Source organism: Corynebacterium sp. LK31 (assembly GCF_014335015.1).
Classification (GTDB): domain Bacteria; phylum Actinomycetota; class Actinomycetes; order Mycobacteriales; family Mycobacteriaceae; genus Corynebacterium; species Corynebacterium jeikeium_D.
This window is the reverse complement of record NZ_PDGW01000022.1, coordinates 68,565-86,653: the sequence shown is the minus strand read 5'-3', so window position 1 is coordinate 86,653 and position 18,089 is coordinate 68,565. Positions and strand designations below refer to the sequence as shown.

Here is an 18,089-nt window from a genome sequence, read left to right as displayed (position 1 = left end):
CTTATTCCACCCCTCCAGTCACAGCTTCAATCCGCCCTTGCCCCTAGACTGGCGGCATGACAAATAGCACTAATACTGAGACCCAGTCCGCAACGTCCCAATTCTCAACAACTCCTCGCCCGCAGGACGACCTCTACTTGGCCACCAACGGTGGGTGGATTAGCAATCACGTCATCCCGGCTGACCGCCCCATCGATGGCGCCTTTTACAAGCTGCGGGATGAGGCGGAGGAAAACGTCCGCGAGCTCATCACCACTGCCGCCGATGCGGATCCGAATTCCCGCGTCGCTCGCTTGTACAACTCTTTTATGGACGAAGCCGCTATTAATAACGCCGGCGCAGCTCCTCTCGCGCAGGATCTAGAAATGATTGCCTCCGCCGAGAACGCGCATGAGCTGGCGTTGGCGCTCGGCCGCCTCGACCGCCTCGGTGTCGGTGGTGCGCTCGGGTACTGGGTAGAGAAGGATTCCGGCTCGGACCTGGATGCTCTCTATCTGTTGCAGTCGGGCCTCGGCCTCCCGGATGAGGCTTACTACCGCGAGCCTGGTCACGCCGACACCCTCGCTGCCTATGAGCAGCATGTTGCCGCTATGTTGAAGCTTCTCTCCTCGCATGACGACGGCGCGGGGAACCTCTCCACCGCGCTTGCTGCATTCGAGTTGGTGGACCCGGCCGCTGCGGCGGCGCGCATCGTGGCTTTTGAAAAGCGTATTGCCGCTGGTCACTGGAATGTGGTCGATACCCGCGATGCACTGAAGACCTATAACAAGACGGCCATTTCTGACCTCCCCACCGGCTTCCCGGTCGCGGAGTGGCTCGCGGCCACCGGTGTCAATGAGACGAACCAGACTGCCATCGACACCATCGTGGTGATGATGCCGTCGTACTTCGAGCACTTGAGCAAGTTGTGGCAGGACACTGACCTGGCAGATCTGCGCCTGTGGGCACTGTGGCGCGTCCTCCACCAGCGCGCCGCCTACCTGTCGGATGACTTCTCTGCGGAGAGCTTTAACTTCTACGGCCGCACCCTGCAGGGTTCGACCGAGCAGCGTGCACGCTGGAAGCGTGGTGTTGCCTTTGCGGACGGGGCGGTTGGACATGACGTCGGCAAGCTGTATGCGGAAAAGCACTTCCCTCCGGAGTACAAGGAGCAGGTCCTGGAACTGGTGGACTACCTGCTGGCGGCGTACCGGGAGCGAATTTCGAAGCTGCCGTGGATGACGAAGGCGACACAGGAGCGGGCGCTGGAGAAGCTGTCGCTGTTTAAGGCCAAGATTGGCTACCCGGAGCGTTGGCGTGATTACTCGGCGATGGAGCTCGGGGATTCACTGATGGACAATGCTCGCGCTGCCAGCGCTTTTGCGCATGATTATGAGGTGGCAAAGCTGGGAACCCCGGCCAATCGTGATGAGTGGCATGGCACTCCGCAGACGGTCAATGCCTTCTACAATCCGGTGGTCAATGACATCACGTTCCCGGCTGCGATTTTGCAGTCGCCGTTCTTCTCACCGGACGCTTCCCCGGCGGAGAACTTCGGTGGCATCGGTGCGGTTATTGGTCACGAGATTGGTCATGGTTTTGATGACCAGGGCTCGCAGTATGACGGTCACGGCAACCTTCACCAGTGGTGGACCGATGAGGATCGCGCAGCTTTTGAGAAGCTGACCTCCGCACTGGTGGACCAGTACGAGGGCCTGGTTCCGCAGGCTCTGCGCGAGCAGGCCGAGGAGGGCGCTGACCTGCCCGGTGTCAACGGTCGCTTCACCCTGGGAGAGAACATCGGTGACTTGGGCGGGCTTGGTATTGCTGTCGTCGCTTTCCGCCGTTTCCTCGCTGCCCGCGGAAAGGAACTCGGGTTGGAGGACACCCCCGAGACCTACCGTGACCTGTTCAAGCAGTGGGCACTGGTCTGGCGTTCCAAGATTCGTCCGGAGTTTGCACGTCAGCTGCTTGCCATTGACCCGCACTCGCCGGCGGAGTTCCGCTGCAACGTCATTGCCAGCAACATCGATGAGTTCCATGAGGCCTTCGGCACTTCAGCGGGGGACGGCATGTGGCGTGAGCCGAATGAGCGCGTGAATATCTGGTAATTCTGCGGGAACCCAACCTGCGCTGCCTTATCCTCCGATGCTTTCCGGGCTCTCCGATGCCTTCCGCAGCCTCCGGGGACAGCAAACGCCTCACCGTTTACTACAAATGCAAAAGCTGACTTTTTGTTTTTGCAAACGTAGAACTAAAATCACAGGTGAGGCGCACGCTTTCCCGATGACCAAGTCGGGCAGGGTCCCAATCAAGCGAGGTTCCTGTTACAAGTGCGCTTACTAAGTGCTCTTGCTGGAGGAGGCCGCTGTGGACACCCGCGACATCCAAGCACTCACCGCCGTCAAGCTCTATTACGGCGAGGGGCTCACACAGTCTCAGGTTGCAACCGAACTCGGGGTTTCCCGCCCAACGGTCTCTAAACTGCTCAACCTTGGCCGTGAGCGCGGTTACGTGCGCATTGAAATCCACGACCCGCGCGAGGAAGCCTCAGAGACCGCGACGCAGATGCGGGATCGCTACCAGCTCAACGATGTGCGCCTGGCGCAACCGGCACGCGCTGGCAACGCGGTCTTGCTCCGCGAGTTGGGGCGTGTGGGCGCCGAGCTTCTCGACGAGCTGGTGGTCGACGGTACCCTTCTCGGTGTTTCGTGGGGTAAGACCATGTACTCCGTATCCACGCAACTGAAGTCCAAGGATGTCTCGGGCGTGGAAATTGTGCAGCTCAAGGGCGGAATGAGTCATTCCGATAAGTCGACGAATGACATCCGCACTATTGGCGGGTTCTGCCACGCTTTCCATGCCTATGCCCGCACATTGCCGCTGCCGGTGATTTTCGATTCGGTCGAGACCAAGCGCATCGTGGAACAGGATCGGTTCATCGCCAGCGTATTGGCGCTTGGCCGGACGGTGGACATTGCCGTTTTCACTGTCGGCGCAGTCGACCATGATTCACTGGCCTTGAACTTGGGGCAGCTGTCGGCAACCGAAAAGGACTTACTCGTGGAGCGCGCAGTGGGCGATGCCTGCTCACGCTTCTACCGCCCGGACGGTGGCATTGCGCTGCCAGAGGTCGATGCCCGCACGGTAGGTATCAGCCTCTCTGACCTGCGCCGGATCCCCACTCGGGTACTTGTGGCCGGTGGCGCACACAAGGCCGAGGCTATCGATGTGGCCCTTCGAACAAAGTTGGCCACTCACTTGGTCATTGACGATGCCACCGCCGAGCGCCTACTTTCGCTCGACTCATCGGACTCACCGGGCTCGCCAGACTCACCCACTAGCTCCACCCCTCCCTCTGCCACGGATTAGCTGTCTCGGGACGCATCAGTACAAAGAACTGACACCCGGGCCCGAGAAGCGTCTCTGCCCTCTTCGACCGATAGACTTAAGCGAGCGCAGATGTCCGCATATATGTTGCAGCCGCTGTCCGGTCGGAGAGGACGATTCTTTAGGTGTCACCAGCACAGCAGATCAAGCACACACTCCAGGCCTACGAGTCGGCGGACGCATCTTTTGCTCAGTCCGCGAAGAAGTTGCCACCCGTGGGGTGGAAAGGAGCGCTCTACGCTCTCAAGCGTGCGGGTATCGAGTTTTTCTTGGAGCTCGGTTTCGACGCCGCCGCGAAGTTGACTTACTACACGGTGCTAACCTTCGCACCCGCACTGCTTGCGATTTACTCAATTGCCACGCTGATGTTGTCCGGTTACACCGATGACCTCAACCGACTGACCGAGGATTTCATCCGCAGCTACATTCCAGCTGAGTATGCCGAACCGATTCGCAATGTCATCTCAACGATTATCGGCTCCGCCACGGGCGGTCTCGTCGCACTGACTATCGGTATTGTCTTTGCGCTGATTTCGTCGTCGGCCTACACGCGCGCATTTTCGCGCACGGGTAACTCCATCTATGGCGTATCCGAAGGCCGCACGCTTATTCGCTACCACCTGCTCATGGTCGCCATTACGCTATTGCTGCTCATTGGCACGGTGGTACTGCTCATTGCGATTGTTGTCAATGACCAGCTAGTTATCACCATCGTCGAACCGGTTGCCCGCCCGTTGGGTATTGAATCGACCACGCGACAGGTCATTGACTTCTGCATCTCCGTCTGGAGTTGGCTGCGCTGGCCGGTCATTATCGTCATGTCGATGATTCTGATTGGCTCGCTGTACTACTTCACACCGAATGTGCGCATGCGCAAATTCCGCTGGCTCAGTACCGGTTCGGCACTGGCAATTATCAGCTCGCTGGGTATTGGCAAGGCATTGCAGCTTTACCTGTTCAACTTTGCGGCTTCAAACCCCTACGGCGCCATGGGTGCCGTCATTGCTCTCATGACTGCACTTTGGGGCATTAATGTCGTCGTGGTCTTCGGCTTCAAGCTGGATGCCGAGGTTGAGAGGATGCGCCAACTGCGCGCCGGCCTGCCCGCAGAGCGATACATCCAGCTTCCACCCCGAGCTACCGCGGCCGCCGAGGGCGAGCAGAAAATCCATCAGAATCTAGAAAAGCAGGCGGCCGAATTCCGAACTGAGGAACCCGACCGCCTGGATAAAATGCCAGCAGAAGCAACTGAAGATTTTTCCTCGCAGCCCGCTGCTGAGACTGACCCTGCTACCGATCCATTCCAGAAGATCGACTAGCAGGGCCAGTAACTAACCACACAGCAAGCACCTAGCTATAGCGCAATCACACCCACAATTGCAGCGTTGAGCAGGTTGGTGCACAGACCCGCAATCAGCGCCAGCGGACCGTTCTTGGCAATCTCACCGCGACGCTCCGGCGATAGCGCACCGAAGGAACCGATCTGAATTGCAATGGAAGACAGGTTGGCGAAGCCAGCCAGGGCGAAGGTCGCCAACATGATGGACTTCGGATCCAGCGAGTCGACGTGCTCCGAGAACGAGGTGTAGCCGACGAACTCGTTCAGAATCGTCTTCTCACCAATGAAGCTACCGACCAGCCCTGCGTTCTCCCACGGCACACCAATCAACCAGGCAATCGGCGCGAAGATTAGGCCGAACAGCCCCTCCAGTGACCAGTTTTCCTGACCGAACCAGCCGCCGATGCCGCCAATCATGGCCGACAGCATCGCAATCACAGCGATGAACGCAATCAACAGACATGCCACAACCACAGCGATACGACCGCCGGCCAACGCACCCGATCCTAGCGCGTCAATGACGTTCTTCGACTCAGTGTCGCGGACATCCTTCACCGACGCATCCAGATCGGATTCCTCCGTCTCCGGCCAGAAAGTCTTCGCAATCAGCAGCGAGCCCGGCGCGTTCATTACCGATGCCGCCAGCAGGTACTCCAATGGCGCACCGAGCAGGGAGTAACCAATCAACGTCGATCCGGCCACCGAAGCAAAACCGCCCGACATACATGCGAACAGCTCCGACTTGGTCAGTTTCGGAATATACGGCTTAACGACGAGCGGAGCCTCCGACTGCCCGAGGAAAATCACCGTGGAAGCGAAGACGGACTCTACCTTCGAGGTTCCCATAATGAACTTCAGTGCGGACCCGACATACTCAACGAAGTACTGCACTACCCGCAGGTAGTAGAGGGCACCGAGGACTGCGCCCAGGAAGATGATCACTGGCAGCACGTTGAGCACGAAGACGAAGTTTTTCCCCGTGCCGTCGAAAAGATTACCGAAGACAAATGAGGTGCCCTCATTTGTAAAGTCGATCATCTTCTCAATGGCACCGGCGACGCTCTTCAACGCCTGGAAGCCGGGTTCCCACTTCAGCACTACCAGCGCGAACACCGCTTGCAGCAGCAGGCCAACGCCGAGCGTGCGCCAGTTAATGGCTTTCCTGTTCTTTGAGATAGCAATGGCAAATCCGATGACGAGGATGATGCCCAGTAAGCCTTGCAGTCTATCCATGACTAAGGTCTTCTTTCTTGATAAAAGAGGCTGTGGTGATGATGCCTACAGGTCCTCGGGACCAAAGGCGTAAGGGAGAATTTTTTCGAAGTCGATGCTGGCCGGAGCGCCTAAACCACCATTTTCCGGGCGCTCGGATTCCACAATGACACGCTTGCACCCAAATTCGTGCAGGACCTGCCGACAGGCACCACAGGGGTGGCACGGTGCCGCCTTTCGCCCGACAATGGCACAGGCCGCAATCTTATGGTTGCCGCCGTGCTCCGCGACCATGCGGAACACGGCTGTGCGCTCTGCGCAGTTGGTCAACCCATAGGACGCATTTTCCACGTTGCAGCCTGTGACCACCGTGCCGTCGTCAAGCAGAAGTGCGGCACCGACCGGAAAACCTGAATAGGGGACGTACGAGTTTTCCGTGGCTGCGTAGGCCTTAGCCAGTAGTTCTTCGTCTGAGATGTGGGACATTGTGCTCTCCCTCCCCGAGCCTGTGCGAGGTGTTTATGCAAACATACTTATGTGGGTACAAATGGAAAGTTAACTATTGACATTTGTTCTAGTGCTGATGATAATCGGAATCAGCAGAGTTCACAAGACCAATATCGCTAAGCACAATCGCCTATAAAAGGAGCGAACAATGGCTGAAAAGTTCGATGTAGTTGACGTCATCAAGGTAAAGCGTGATGGCGGTGAACTCAGTCCGGAAGAGATTTCCTGGGTCATTGACGCCTACACTCGCGGCGTCGTGGGCGATGAACAGATGGCGGCGCTGAACATGGCCATCTTTATCCGCGGCATGAACCGTCGCGAAATTGTGGATTGGACTCAGGCGATGATTGACTCGGGCGAGACCATGAGCTTCGCATCGCTGAGCAAGCCCACCACGGACAAGCACTCCACCGGTGGTGTCGGTGACAAGATCACGCTGCCGCTGGGCCCACTGGTGTCCTCCTACGGCGTGGCCGTCCCGCAGCTGTCCGGCCGCGGCCTCGGCCACACCGGCGGCACCCTGGACAAGCTGGAATCCATTCCTGGCTGGCAGGCTGATGTTCCGAATGACCGCTTGATGCAGATCCTGGAGGATTCCGGCGCGGTCGTCGCAGCAGCCGGTGCGGGTCTGGCACCTGCGGATAAGAAGATTTACGCGCTGCGTGACATCACCTCGACGGTGGACTGCATTCCGCTGATTGCCTCGTCGATCATGTCCAAGAAGATTGCGGAGGGCACCTCCAGCTTGGTGCTGGATGTCAAGGTCGGTTCAGGCGCTTTCATGAAGGATCTGAATCAGGCCCGCGAACTGGCCCGCACCATGGTTGACCTGGGCAACGACGCGGGCGTGAATACCCGCGCACTGTTAACGGACATGTCCACTCCGCTGGGCCTGACCATCGGCAACGCCCTCGAGGTCCGCGAATCGGTGGAGGTTCTCGCTGGCGGTGGCCCCACGGACGTCGTGGAGCTGACCTGTGAGCTGGCCCGAAACATGCTGGAGCTGGCCGGCGTACACGATGCTGACGTGGAGCAGGCTCTGAAGGACGGCCGCGCAATGGATTCGTGGAAGAAGATGATCCGCGCTCAGGGCGGCGATCCGGATGCCGCGTTGCCGGTGGCACCTCACACGCACGATGTGGTTGCGCAGGCTGACGGTTACCTGACCAAGCTGGATGCACTGGCTCTCGGCGTTGGTTCCTGGCGCTTGGGCGCAGGACGTGCTCGTAAGGATGATCCGGTGCAGGCCACTGCCGGTATTGAGATTTTCGCCAAGCCGGGAGACAAGGTGGTCAAGGGTCAGAAGCTGCTCACGCTGCACACTGAAACTCCGGATAAGTTCGAGCGCGCTCTCGAGTCCATCGAGCCGGGCATTGAAATCGGCGACACCGCGCCGACAGCCGAGCGCGAGATTATCCTCGATCGCGTGTCCTAGAAAATTTCTGACGGGCTCGCGCCGGCGCCACTTCCCCGCCCCGAGCCCGCCATCTCCCTACTTTGACGCTCTCTCCCAAATTTCCGAAAGGACTTGATTTCTCCCATGACTTCCCGCGCTGATGTTGCCAAGATGATTGACCACACCCTGCTCAAGCCAGAAGCCACCTCTGACCAGGTCAAGGCTCTTATCGCCGAGGCCGCCAAGCTCGGCACCTACTCCATCTGCATCTCCCCCTCGCAGCTCCCAGTCGAGGTGCCTGAGGGCCTGCACATCGCCACTGTCGTAGGCTTCCCCTCCGGTGCGGTGAAGGCCGAGGTCAAAGCCACCGAGGCCGCCCGCGCCGTGGTCGATGGTGCCGAAGAGATTGACATGGTCATCAACATCGCCTTCGCCAAGGAGCACCGCTTCGACGACCTTGAGGCCGAAATCAAGACTGTTCGCGATGCCATTCCGGGCAAGGTTCTGAAGGTCATCATCGAGTCGGCCGCCCTGACCGATGAGGAAATCATCGCAGCTTGCAAGGCCTCCGAGTCCGCAGGCGCAGACTTCGTCAAGACCTCCACAGGTTTCCACCCAGCTGGTGGCGCTTCCGCTCACGCCGTGAAACTCATGCGCGAAACCGTGGGCGACCGCCTTGGAGTCAAAGCCTCTGGCGGTATCCGCGATGCCGCTGCCGCTGAGGAAATGATCGCCGCTGGCGCCTCTCGCCTGGGCCTTTCTTCCTCCGCCGCTGTCCTCGACGGTCTGAAGTAGGCTAACCCCGATGCTCTCCGAACAGCTACAAGCCACCATCACCGATTGGATCGCCCACGATCCGGACTCGGCCACCGCCGCTGAGCTCTCCTCGCTTTACGACGAAGCCAAGGCCGCCAACCCCGATGCGATTGCCGAGCTGGAAAGCCGTTTCGCCGGGCCACTCGAATTCGGCACTGCAGGTCTTCGCGGTGTCGTTGCCGCTGGTCAGTCTCGCATGAACCGTGCCACGGTCATCCGTGCCACCGCTGGCCTGGTTGCGCATCTGAAGAACATTGTCGGCGATGACTTCACCGTGGTCATTGGTTGCGATGCCCGCCACGGCTCCGCTGATTTTCACCGCGATGCCGCCGCGGTTGTCGCCGCAGCCGGTGGCAAGGCCCTGGCCCTGCCGCAGCAGCTGCCCACACCGGTGACCGCCTTTGCCGTACGCCACCTCAATGCCGATGCCGGCATTATGGTCACAGCCAGCCACAATCCGCCGAAGGACAACGGTTACAAGGTTTACCTCGGTGGCCGCGCGGTGGAGTCTGATTCCCGCCGAGGCGTCCAGATTATCGCGCCCCATGACAAGCAAATTGCGGACGCCATTGCCGCTGCTCCACCAGCTGATGAGGTTCCGCGTGACTTCGATGCCGTCGAGCAGGTTGGTCCTGAACTACTGGACGCCTATGTGAAACGGGCGGCTGCGCTCGCAACGACGTCGTCAAGCGAAGAGAAGCAGGCAGCGAAGATTGTTCTCACCCCGATGCATGGTGTCGGTGGCGAGACCATCGTGCGCACACTGAACGCGGCAGGTTTCTCGAATGTCAGCGTGGTTGAGAAGCAGTTCGCGCCGGATCCGGAGTTCCCGACGGTATCGTTCCCGAACCCGGAGGAAGCCGGGGCGCTGGATCTTGCGTTTGAGCTGGCACGTGCTGAAGACGCGGATGTCATCATCGCGGCTGATCCGGATGCGGACCGCTGCTCGGTAGCTATTCCGGACAGCGGCGTCGATGGCGGCTGGCGACAGCTCTCCGGCGATGACATCGGTGCGTTTCTGGGTGAAGTCATCGCTGCGGATGCCGAGGCCCGTGGGATTGCGACCGTGACCAATGATGAGGGCGCAGAGTTTCCGGCCACAATGGCTAACTCGATTGTGTCCTCGCGCCTGCTGGGCAAGATTGCCGCAGGTCACGGACTGAATTATCGCGCTACACTGACCGGCTTTAAGTGGATTGCTGGTGTGGACGGGCTCGTCTTCGGCTACGAGGAGGCCATTGGCTACTGCACTGACCCGGCAGTCGTGCGAGACAAAGACGGCGTATCTGCGGCGGTGCGTGTCGCCGACGCGGTGGCGCGACTGAAGGGCCAGGGTCTTGGCATCCAGGACCTGCTGGATGATGTTGCCCGTGCCCACGGTCTCTACAAGACCGCCCCGTTGACCTTCCGTGTCGAGGACCGGTCGCTGATTACCAAGGGCATGGACACTCTGCGCGCCAACCCGCCTGCACAGCTGGCCGGAGCGAAGGTCACGCAGGTCACGGACATGAATGATGGCCTAGACATGGTCGACGCCAAGGGCGAGAGCTATCACATCCCGCCTACTGACGGCATTCTCATCCTCACCGAGGCCAACGACCGCGTCATTGCCCGGCCTTCCGGCACGGAACCGAAGCTGAAGTGCTACCTGGAAGTCGTGCTGCCGGTCGCTTCGGCCGCGATTCCGCACGTGGCCGCGGCCGAGCGGCTCGACCAGATTAAGGCCGAACTCAAGGAAATCCTGGGGATGTAGCCACTAAGCAGCTAACCAATAGGCAGCTACCAGCTACACCTCGCAACAAACTGGGGTGCGCATGAACGAAACGGCCGAAAAATGGCCGTGGGGTTTCACGCGCGCCCCAGTTTCACATATGCAGCCCGGAGTCTTGGGCCGGCTCACAAGTTACTGACTAGGTTTATGACAAAAACAAGCAGAAATTAGTGCCGAAACTGACATAAACTTAGGCAGTTTCTCGATGGTCACAACCTCATTTGAAGCTCACCACCTCATTTCGGGTCTAGCTAAACCCGTCCTTGCCGCATTTTGCGGACAACATGCGTCTCCTAACATGCTTTACAGTTTTCCCAGTAATACAATAAAAGCCGTTAACCGTGTCCCCAGGGGATGGAACACCATTCGCTACGCGGGTTGGGCTCATCACAGGGGGAACACTTCCTCCTCGTGATTGGTACGTCCAGCATGTCGCATAACGAGTTCCCCAGCTCAGACCCCAACTACAATTCGAATCCTTCCACCGGTTCTTTCGGCCCCGTGTACCCGAACCAGGCACCTCAACCCCAACCACAGCCGCAGCCCCAATTCGCTGCGCAGCCGGCACCAACTTTCGCTTACACAGCCCCGGCGTATCCGCAGCAAAGATCAGGTACTTCCGGCGCAATGATTGCGCTCATTTCAGTGCTGGTCGTGGTCCTGCTGGGCCTGGTTGGCGCGGTACTTTATGTCACCCTGAGTAAAGATGACTCGGTAACTGCGGCCGACACACAGACGGCTGCCACTACACAGGCCGCTGCCGATGCTTCGAGCCAGCCCAACCCACCGGTCACACAGACTGAGACCGTGGTTGTTCAAGATTCGAGTGGCTCATCCGGTAATTCGGGCTCGTCTCGCTCATCGGGCCTGGCTGGCGGCAACCTCTCCAGCGCATGGAAGGGCACGTCCTCAACGAGCGATCCGTTCGTTCGAAATGTACACAGCGCCTACGTCCGCTACCGCAATTCCACTGGTGCGGAATCCGGCACCATCACGGCCTACAGCCCAACGACTGGCCTGACCTACAACATGTGGTGCCGTCCTGCTGGCGGCAACATCAAGTGCACGGGCGGCCGTAACGCAGTGGTGTACATCGGCTAATGCACACCCCCACAGCCACAGTCGCAACACTCCAGTCCGCGCCCTCCGCCGCAACCTACGCCACTGCGTCGTCCAGACCACCAGCTAGGTCATGGAAGATCGCTCGGTTGAGACGAAATGCCTTCTTCGCCTCGTCGACCACGGCATCTTTATCGGCATCCGAAATGCCCAGCTCAGACAGACTCCGTCGGTAGCCGTCGCGGTAGGGCTTAATTTTTCCGATAGCGGAGAAGTCATAGAATCGGGTTCCCTCCGCACCGATGCCGTAGTGCTTGGCCAGCATGGACGCAATTACCTGACCACCAGAAAGATCACCCAAGTAGCGAACGTAATGGTGCGCCAATGCGGCGTTGGCGTTGCCGTTGCTTTCGATTTCACGAAGCTCGGCCACGTAGTTCTTTGTCGCCTCCACAGGCGAGATCTTTTCCCGCCATCCAGGCCCCACCAAATGCTCAAGGTCGGCCTCCAGAGCCTCCAGGCGCTCCAGCTGCGCATCGTAGACCGCGCTGACCTGCGGCGACTCCGCAGTGGACCGCACTGCCTGCTCCAACGCTTCGTAAACAAAGTAGAGCTGACCAGTTAAATCGATGGCCGCCTGCGCGTCCAGTTCACCCGCCAGCAGTCTCGACATGAAGTCGGAGTTTTCCGCTTCACTGTGGACACCCGCAGTCTCCACTTTGAGTCGCTCTGCCAGGGGCTGAGCAGCCTGCTTGTCACCTTCTTTAATCGTGTTTTCAACCATGATTTTCTTCTTTCTCTGTGAGGTTCGGAGACTGGGGTGAGAGATTGTGGCCCGCACGCTGAGGCACCAGCACGGGGTTGCCCGCGGAGTCCTGAAGCACTTCCACACCGATGCCGTAGACTTCGCTGACGGTCTGTGCATCCAGGGTTTCCGCAGGCGGGCCTTGCTTTACGACGCGCCCCTGCGCCACCACCACAACGTGATCGGCATACGCCGCTGCGGCGGACAAATCGTGCAGGACCACGACCACGGCTTTGCCCGCCGCCGCGCGGGCGCGCATCATTCCCATGATTTTTTCGGCGTGGTGGAGGTCCAGGGCCGCGGTCGGTTCGTCGAGAAGCACGACGGGAGTGTCCTGGTAGAACACGCGGGCGCTGTGGACGCGGGCGCGCTCGCCGCCGGAGAGGGTCGGGACTTCCCGGTCAAGGAGGTGCGCGACGTCGCATTCAGTGATCACTTCCGCGAGCAGCTCCTCGTTCGGGCAGCCCCAGGGGTTGCGTCCGAAGTCGATGACTTCACGGCTGGTGAATGGCACGGACAGTTCTTGGCTCTGTACCAGGACGGCGCGGTAGCGGGCCAGGTCGGCGATGGAGAGCTCGGCAATGGAGTGCTCGCCAATCCGGACGTTGCCGCCGCTGAGCTCATGGTCGCCAGAAAGCGCTGCGAGCAGTGTCGACTTTCCAGCACCATTCGGGCCGACCAGCGCGGTGACTTTTCCGGGCTCGGCGACCACGGAAATATCGTTGAGGATGCGGTGACCACCCAGGGTGATGCTGACATTTTCGGCAGAAATACCCAGGCCAGAGTGAATTTCCATTAGTGCACCGCCCTCTTCGAACGCAGGAGCAGCCAGAAGAACAGTGGGCCACCGACAATCGAGGTGAGCATTCCCAGCGGCAGGTCCGCACCGGTGATCATGGTGCGGGCCGCGAGGTCGGCCAGCGTTGTGGCCAGCGCGCCGCCGAGGATGCATGCGGGAATCAGCGTGCGATGCGCTGGTCCCAGCAGCAGTCGTGCAGCGTGCGGCACGACCAGGCCGATGAAGACGATGATGCCGGAAAATGCCACTCCAGCCGCCACGACCAGGGACGTGCCAAAAATGATGGCGCGACGCAGCGTGACGACGTTAATACCCAGGTGGCGGGCTTGCGCTTCACCAAGACTCAGAATGTCCAGCTTGCGGTAGCTGACCCACATGGCAATCACGGCCGGAACTGTCACCAACGTAATAATGACAACCTGCGTCCAGGTGGCACTGGCAAACGAGCCCATCTGCCAGAACACAATGCGGTCGCGGGCAGCCGTGGAGGCTACGAATGTCAGGAGCGACACCAGACCACCGCAGATAGAGTTCACAGCCACACCGACCAGAATGATTCGGGCGATATCGCGGCCACCGTGCGCATTGGCGGCCACAATAGCCGTGGCCACCGCACCACCGATAAAAGCTGAGACCGCAATGGCCCAGCTGCTGGCGAAGACACTCAACACTCCGCCGAGCACTCCGAAAAGCCCGGCGGCGGTGCCCAAAACTGTGGCGGTGGCAGCACCGACGGCGGCGCCGGAGGAAACGCCGATGAGGCCGGGTTCGGCAAGCGGGTTGCCGAACACCGCTTGCAGCGCCACACCCGCGAGGGCTAGTCCCGCACCAACGAGGCAGGCCAGCGCGATGCGCGGCAATCGCACTTGCCACAGCACAGTATCGATGGGCTCTGGCGTGTCACCGAGACCGCCATTGAACACTAGCCTCACCATTGAGCTCAGTGATTCGCCGATGGTGGCGCCGAACTGCCCCACGGAGGCCGACCAACCTATTGCCAGCACCAGCGCTAGGGCGAGTCCAATGAAAACGGCCACCTGTCTGAACGGACTAGTTTTGTTCGCGGTTGTCTGCATTGCTCAGCCAGTCACTTCCCCGCAGTCTTGTCAGCACCGTAGAGAGCATCCGCAATGGCGCGAATCGCACGCGGCGACTGCGAGTCAAAGGACAGCAGCTGCGAATCGGGCACGTCCACAACGGACTCATTCTGGCCCGCCGGGGTCTGTGCGATACCCGGGATTTCCTTCAAGCCTTCAATCCCGCCGACGGACTCCAGGCCACCAGACATAACCAGGATGGTGTCTGGAGCCGCAGCAATCAGGGACTCCGGAGTAATCGGCGTGAACGCACCCTCAATACCCACGCCCTCACCGGCATCAACACCGCCGAGACGAGTGATCAGAGAACGCCCACCAGAATCCGGTCCCGCAATCATGGCCACACCGGTTCCGCGCACATACAGAATCATCATCTTGCGGCCATCGGCCTTGGCCTGCGCGTACTCGGTCGCAGCCGCCAGCTCCTTGTCCAGGTGCTCCTTCACCGGGCCAACTTGGTCAGCCAGGCCGACTGCGCCCGCGACTTCGTCGATAAGCGTGTTGATCGTCTCGGGAGTGCGCTCGTCCGACACATGGACGACGGTGATCCCCGCTTTTTCAAACGTGTCGAAGACACGGCTAGGGCCAATCGTGCCATCGGTAATGATGAGCTCCGGCTTTAGCTTCATCACCGACTCAGCATTGACTGCATGCCCGCCGATGGTGAGGTTCGGCAAATCCTTTACCGCCGGGAAATCGGAGGTGGAGTCGCGCCCCACCAGACGGTCTCCGAGGCCAAGCGTGTAGACCGCACGACTGAGTGCTCCCGCCCGGTCAAGCGTGAGAATACGCTGGTAGTCCTTGTCCGCCGCCGGTTTCGGGTCTTTCAGCAGCACTTCGGGGTTTTCCGAAGGCAGGTTCGCATGCGCGGCACCGTGAGCGGAAATGTTGTCGGCGCGCGGAACCGTCGTCACGCCAGCGCTTGACGACGATGCCCCCTCCCTCGCGGCATCATCGGAACCACAGGCGACTAGTCCTGCGACTAGGACAACACTCAGCAGTGTTCCGGCAAGACTGCGAACGCGACAGGCAGGCACGGTGAACATATTCCCCCTCTGTGAGCTGACGCTGCACGGAGATAGACGACAAAAAGAATGACTAAATAACGACTAACACTAGTAACAAAGAGCTTAGAAAGGACTTTGCTCTACTCACCCAAAGAATCTTAGGCTATCTTTTAGTTCTAGGTTAGCCTACCCTTAAATAAAGATAGTAATTTCTACAGTTTTTCGGAAGGACGTTACCTCCTATGACTACTCGTACACTCCAGCGTCGCGCGGCTTTCCTGGCTATTCCGGCCGTCGCCGCACTTCCACTTCTCGCCGCCTGTGGCGCAGATGACGCGTCCGATGCCGCGCAGGATGCTGCCAACGCCTCGGAAACCACCAGCTCGGCTGCAGATCAAGAAACCGACACCGACGCCAGCGCCGGCGAAGTAACCATGGAGGCCGAGCCGGTCAACGACCTCTCCGAGGGCGATGTCATCTCCGTCGACCTGTCTGGTCTCGACCCCGACTACGGCTACTACGCCGCACTCTGCGCCGCCGAGAAGGCTCCAGGCAACCCCGTCCCGGACTGCACCGGTGACCGCAGTGCCGGCACCCAGTCGCAGCAGTGGATTACCAAGAAGTCCGGCGGCACCACCACCATCGCCGACGACAACACCGCACACTTCGAGCTCAGCGTCGTCCCCACCGGCGAGGCCGTGGACTGCACCCAGCAGGACTGCGTGCTGAAGCTCTTCGGTGACCACAGCGAGGGCTTCGAGGACATCACCGAGATCCCGGTTACTTTCGCAAAGTAGCCAAACCGCACACGCGCAGGCGTCGCAGTCCTAGGCTAAGAGCCATGGAAACCGACCAGCCTGCGACTGCTTTAGAAGCGGCACCGCGCCGCATCACACTCCTGCCCGGCGACGGCATCGGCCCCGAAATCACCGATGCCTGCCGAGGACTCATCGCCGATGTCTTCCCGCACTGGGAGCTGACAGAGGCACAAATTGGCTGGTCCCAGTGGTGCGCGCACGGCAATCCCGTCCCGCAGGAAACTTGGGAAACACTCGGACGCAGCGACGCCGCTCTGCTCGCGGCGATTACCTCCAAGCCCGCTCGCGAGGCTGAGGAAGAACTAGCACCGCATCTGCGCGATACCGGCCTGACCTACCGCTCCCCTGTTCTCCAGCTGCGCCAGCGCCTCGACCTCTTCGCCAACATCCGCCCGGTCACCCTGCCCGGCGCGGCTGTCGACTTCACCATTGTCCGCGAAAACACCGAGGGTCTCTACAGTCACGACTATCTCCTCCCGCCTTACGACACCCCGACCGACTCCCCGCACCACCACCTGTGGGCAGAGGTGGCGGAGGACTCGACGGTGGCTCGCGCCGTCGATAAGCGTGGCGACGTTGCGATTTCTTTGCGCGTGACGACGTCCTTTGCGTGGCACCGCCTTGCGCGACAGGCGGCCAAGTTGGCTCTCGCGCGCCAGGCGGCAAACCCCGATTCGGAGGCCACGCCGACGGTGACGGTGGCGGACAAGCCGAATATCCTGCGGGACTCTGCGCGTGTGATTCGCGGGGCAGTTGAAGAAGTGGCGGAGGAGTATTCGCAGGTCGCATTCGATTTTGCCAATGCGGATGCCGTGGCAATGCAGCTGGTGACCGACCCGGCGCGCTTTGATGTCATCATCGCGGAAAACCTCATCGGCGACATTCTCAGTGACATCGGTGCCGGTTTGATTGGCGGGCTGGGGCTGGCGGCATCGGCGAATGTTGGCGACGACTTTGCGGTTTTCGAGCCGGTGCACGGTTCGGCACCGGACATTGCCGGGCGCGGCATCGCCAACCCGGCTGCGTTTTTGCTCTCTGCGGCAATGTGCGCGGAGCACCTTGGGCATCCGACCTCGGAACTTGCGCCCGCAGCCAAGCTGCGCGAGGCCGTCTTCGCCGCCAAGTGCACCGCGCCGACGCCAGACCTCGGCGGCACCGCGACTACCAGCGAGTTTGTGACTGCAGTGCGGGCGGAGCTGGGGTTGTAGGCATTGACTCGATTACGAAGCGCAATTAAAGTGGTTGCTATCAATCCCAGCCGTTGACCCTCCGCCGATAAGGAGAGCGCCGATGACTGGGATTACTCATAGGGGGAGGGCCAAGAAATATGAGTAGAAACAGATATAGTGCTGCGCGAGCTGTGCCTTTACGCGAGATCACTACAGCAGTGCTTGTTGATGGTGGCTTTTACCGCAAACGTGCGGCAACACTGTTTGGTCATAAGACCGCAGAGGATCGCGCTGATGAACTGGTCAAGTACTGCCATCGCCATATACGTGAATCGCGCGCTGGACTGTACCGAATCTTTTACTACGACTGCCCACCGTCACAGCGGGTTGTTTATCACCCATTGCTCCAGCAGCAAGTCAACCTTGGTAAAAGTGAACTTTTTACCTGGACCAATGACTTCTTCGCTGCATTGGCTAAAAAACGAAAGGTTGCGATTAGAAGAGGAGAGCCTCTTGAAACTCAAGGTGGGTACACCCTAAAAGAGGCTCCGCTCAAGAAGCTTTGCCGTGGCACTATCGATGTTTCACAGCTGACCGAAAATGATTTCACCCTTGATATTTCTCAGAAAGGAGTGGACATGCGAATCGGTCTCGACATCGCTTCTCTTGCTGAACAACGACATGTAAATCAAATCATCATGATTTCGGGCGACAGTGATTTCGTCCCTGCAGCCAAACATGCCCGCAGATCTGGGATAGATTTCATTCTCGACCCGATGTGGGCCCCGATTACCGATAGCCTTAGCGAACACATTGATGGCATTCGCGAGTGCGTAAGCAAACCACCCAAAAACGAAGACGATCCTTTACACGTTAACTACACCGGAAAACAGGACCCTGAGGACGACGAAGAAGAGCTCTAGCC

The 18,089-nt window shown here is 59.7% G+C and carries 16 protein-coding genes; 10 read left to right on the top strand and 6 right to left on the bottom strand.

Annotated features, from left to right (window positions below):
• The first annotated feature begins 56 nt into the window (after positions 1 to 56).
• The 3 genes from CRD18_RS08090 (at position 57) to CRD18_RS08080 (ending at position 4,688) form a co-directional block, all read left to right on the top strand.
• Positions 57 to 2,090 carry a M13 family metallopeptidase gene (locus CRD18_RS08090; protein ID WP_070429111.1) on the top strand — a complete coding sequence of 678 codons (2,034 nt, stop codon included), beginning with the start codon at positions 57 to 59 and terminating at the stop codon, positions 2,088 to 2,090.
• Positions 2,091 to 2,349: 259 nt separating this feature from the next.
• Entirely contained in the window at positions 2,350 to 3,351 is a 1,002-nt protein-coding gene (locus CRD18_RS08085; RefSeq protein WP_049172610.1) for a sugar-binding transcriptional regulator, read from the top strand.
• Between the two features lie 143 nt (positions 3,352 to 3,494).
• Complete coding sequence (locus CRD18_RS08080) at positions 3,495 to 4,688, top strand: YihY/virulence factor BrkB family protein (protein ID WP_242458692.1); 1,194 nt, start codon at positions 3,495 to 3,497, stop codon at positions 4,686 to 4,688.
• A 35-nt stretch (positions 4,689 to 4,723) separates the two neighbouring features.
• Here the strand turns inward: CRD18_RS08080 and CRD18_RS08075 are convergent, their stop codons facing one another.
• Positions 4,724 to 5,941, bottom strand: a complete 1,218-nt coding sequence (locus tag CRD18_RS08075; RefSeq protein WP_048732023.1) for a NupC/NupG family nucleoside CNT transporter — start codon at positions 5,939 to 5,941, stop codon at positions 4,724 to 4,726.
• A gap of 45 nt (positions 5,942 to 5,986) precedes the next feature.
• Positions 5,987 to 6,406, bottom strand: coding sequence for a cytidine deaminase (locus CRD18_RS08070; protein WP_049189792.1), 420 nt, complete (start codon positions 6,404 to 6,406; stop codon positions 5,987 to 5,989).
• 169 nt (positions 6,407 to 6,575) lie between these two features.
• Between CRD18_RS08070 and CRD18_RS08065 the strand changes: the two genes are divergently transcribed.
• From CRD18_RS08065 to CRD18_RS11135, 4 genes are all read left to right on the top strand, one after another.
• Entirely contained in the window at positions 6,576 to 7,862 is a 1,287-nt protein-coding gene (locus CRD18_RS08065) for a thymidine phosphorylase (RefSeq protein WP_070549373.1), read from the top strand.
• Between the two features lie 105 nt (positions 7,863 to 7,967).
• Positions 7,968 to 8,618: a deoxyribose-phosphate aldolase gene (gene deoC, locus CRD18_RS08060; protein WP_016421813.1), complete on the top strand. Its 651-nt coding sequence runs from the start codon at positions 7,968 to 7,970 to the stop codon at positions 8,616 to 8,618.
• Positions 8,619 to 8,628: 10 nt separating this feature from the next.
• Complete coding sequence (locus CRD18_RS08055) at positions 8,629 to 10,392, top strand: phospho-sugar mutase (protein ID WP_070439292.1); 1,764 nt, start codon at positions 8,629 to 8,631, stop codon at positions 10,390 to 10,392.
• Positions 10,393 to 11,037: 645 nt separating this feature from the next.
• Positions 11,038 to 11,511, top strand: a complete 474-nt coding sequence (locus CRD18_RS11135; protein ID WP_242458691.1) for a hypothetical protein — start codon at positions 11,038 to 11,040, stop codon at positions 11,509 to 11,511.
• 55 nt (positions 11,512 to 11,566) lie between these two features.
• Here the strand turns inward: CRD18_RS11135 and CRD18_RS08045 are convergent, their stop codons facing one another.
• From CRD18_RS08045 to CRD18_RS08030, 4 genes are read right to left on the bottom strand one after another with little or no spacing between them, the layout of a single operon-like run.
• Entirely contained in the window at positions 11,567 to 12,253 is a 687-nt protein-coding gene (locus CRD18_RS08045; protein ID WP_070652692.1) for a heme oxygenase (biliverdin-producing), read from the bottom strand.
• Positions 12,246 to 13,070, bottom strand: coding sequence for a heme ABC transporter ATP-binding protein (locus tag CRD18_RS08040; protein WP_083310794.1), 825 nt, complete (start codon positions 13,068 to 13,070; stop codon positions 12,246 to 12,248). Before CRD18_RS08040 ends, CRD18_RS08045 begins: the two co-directional genes overlap by 8 nt.
• Complete coding sequence (locus tag CRD18_RS08035; protein ID WP_070652691.1) at positions 13,070 to 14,149, bottom strand: iron ABC transporter permease; 1,080 nt, start codon at positions 14,147 to 14,149, stop codon at positions 13,070 to 13,072. Before CRD18_RS08035 ends, CRD18_RS08040 begins: the two co-directional genes overlap by 1 nt.
• 11 nt (positions 14,150 to 14,160) lie before the next feature.
• The gene (locus tag CRD18_RS08030; protein ID WP_070652690.1) at positions 14,161 to 15,216 is read right to left on the bottom strand and encodes a hemin ABC transporter substrate-binding protein; all 1,056 of its coding nucleotides are present in this window, start codon (positions 15,214 to 15,216) and stop codon (positions 14,161 to 14,163) included.
• A gap of 203 nt (positions 15,217 to 15,419) precedes the next feature.
• Between CRD18_RS08030 and CRD18_RS08025 the strand changes: the two genes are divergently transcribed.
• From CRD18_RS08025 to CRD18_RS08015, 3 genes are all read left to right on the top strand, one after another.
• Entirely contained in the window at positions 15,420 to 15,974 is a 555-nt protein-coding gene (locus CRD18_RS08025; protein ID WP_016421806.1) for a neocarzinostatin apoprotein domain-containing protein, read from the top strand.
• Between the two features lie 44 nt (positions 15,975 to 16,018).
• Positions 16,019 to 17,203: an isocitrate/isopropylmalate dehydrogenase family protein gene (locus tag CRD18_RS08020; RefSeq protein ID WP_070652689.1), complete on the top strand. Its 1,185-nt coding sequence runs from the start codon at positions 16,019 to 16,021 to the stop codon at positions 17,201 to 17,203.
• Positions 17,204 to 17,322: 119 nt separating this feature from the next.
• A complete protein-coding gene (locus tag CRD18_RS08015) occupies positions 17,323 to 18,087 on the top strand; it encodes an NYN domain-containing protein (protein WP_070652688.1) in 765 nt (254 codons plus the stop codon).
• Positions 18,088 to 18,089: the final 2 nt, after the last annotated feature.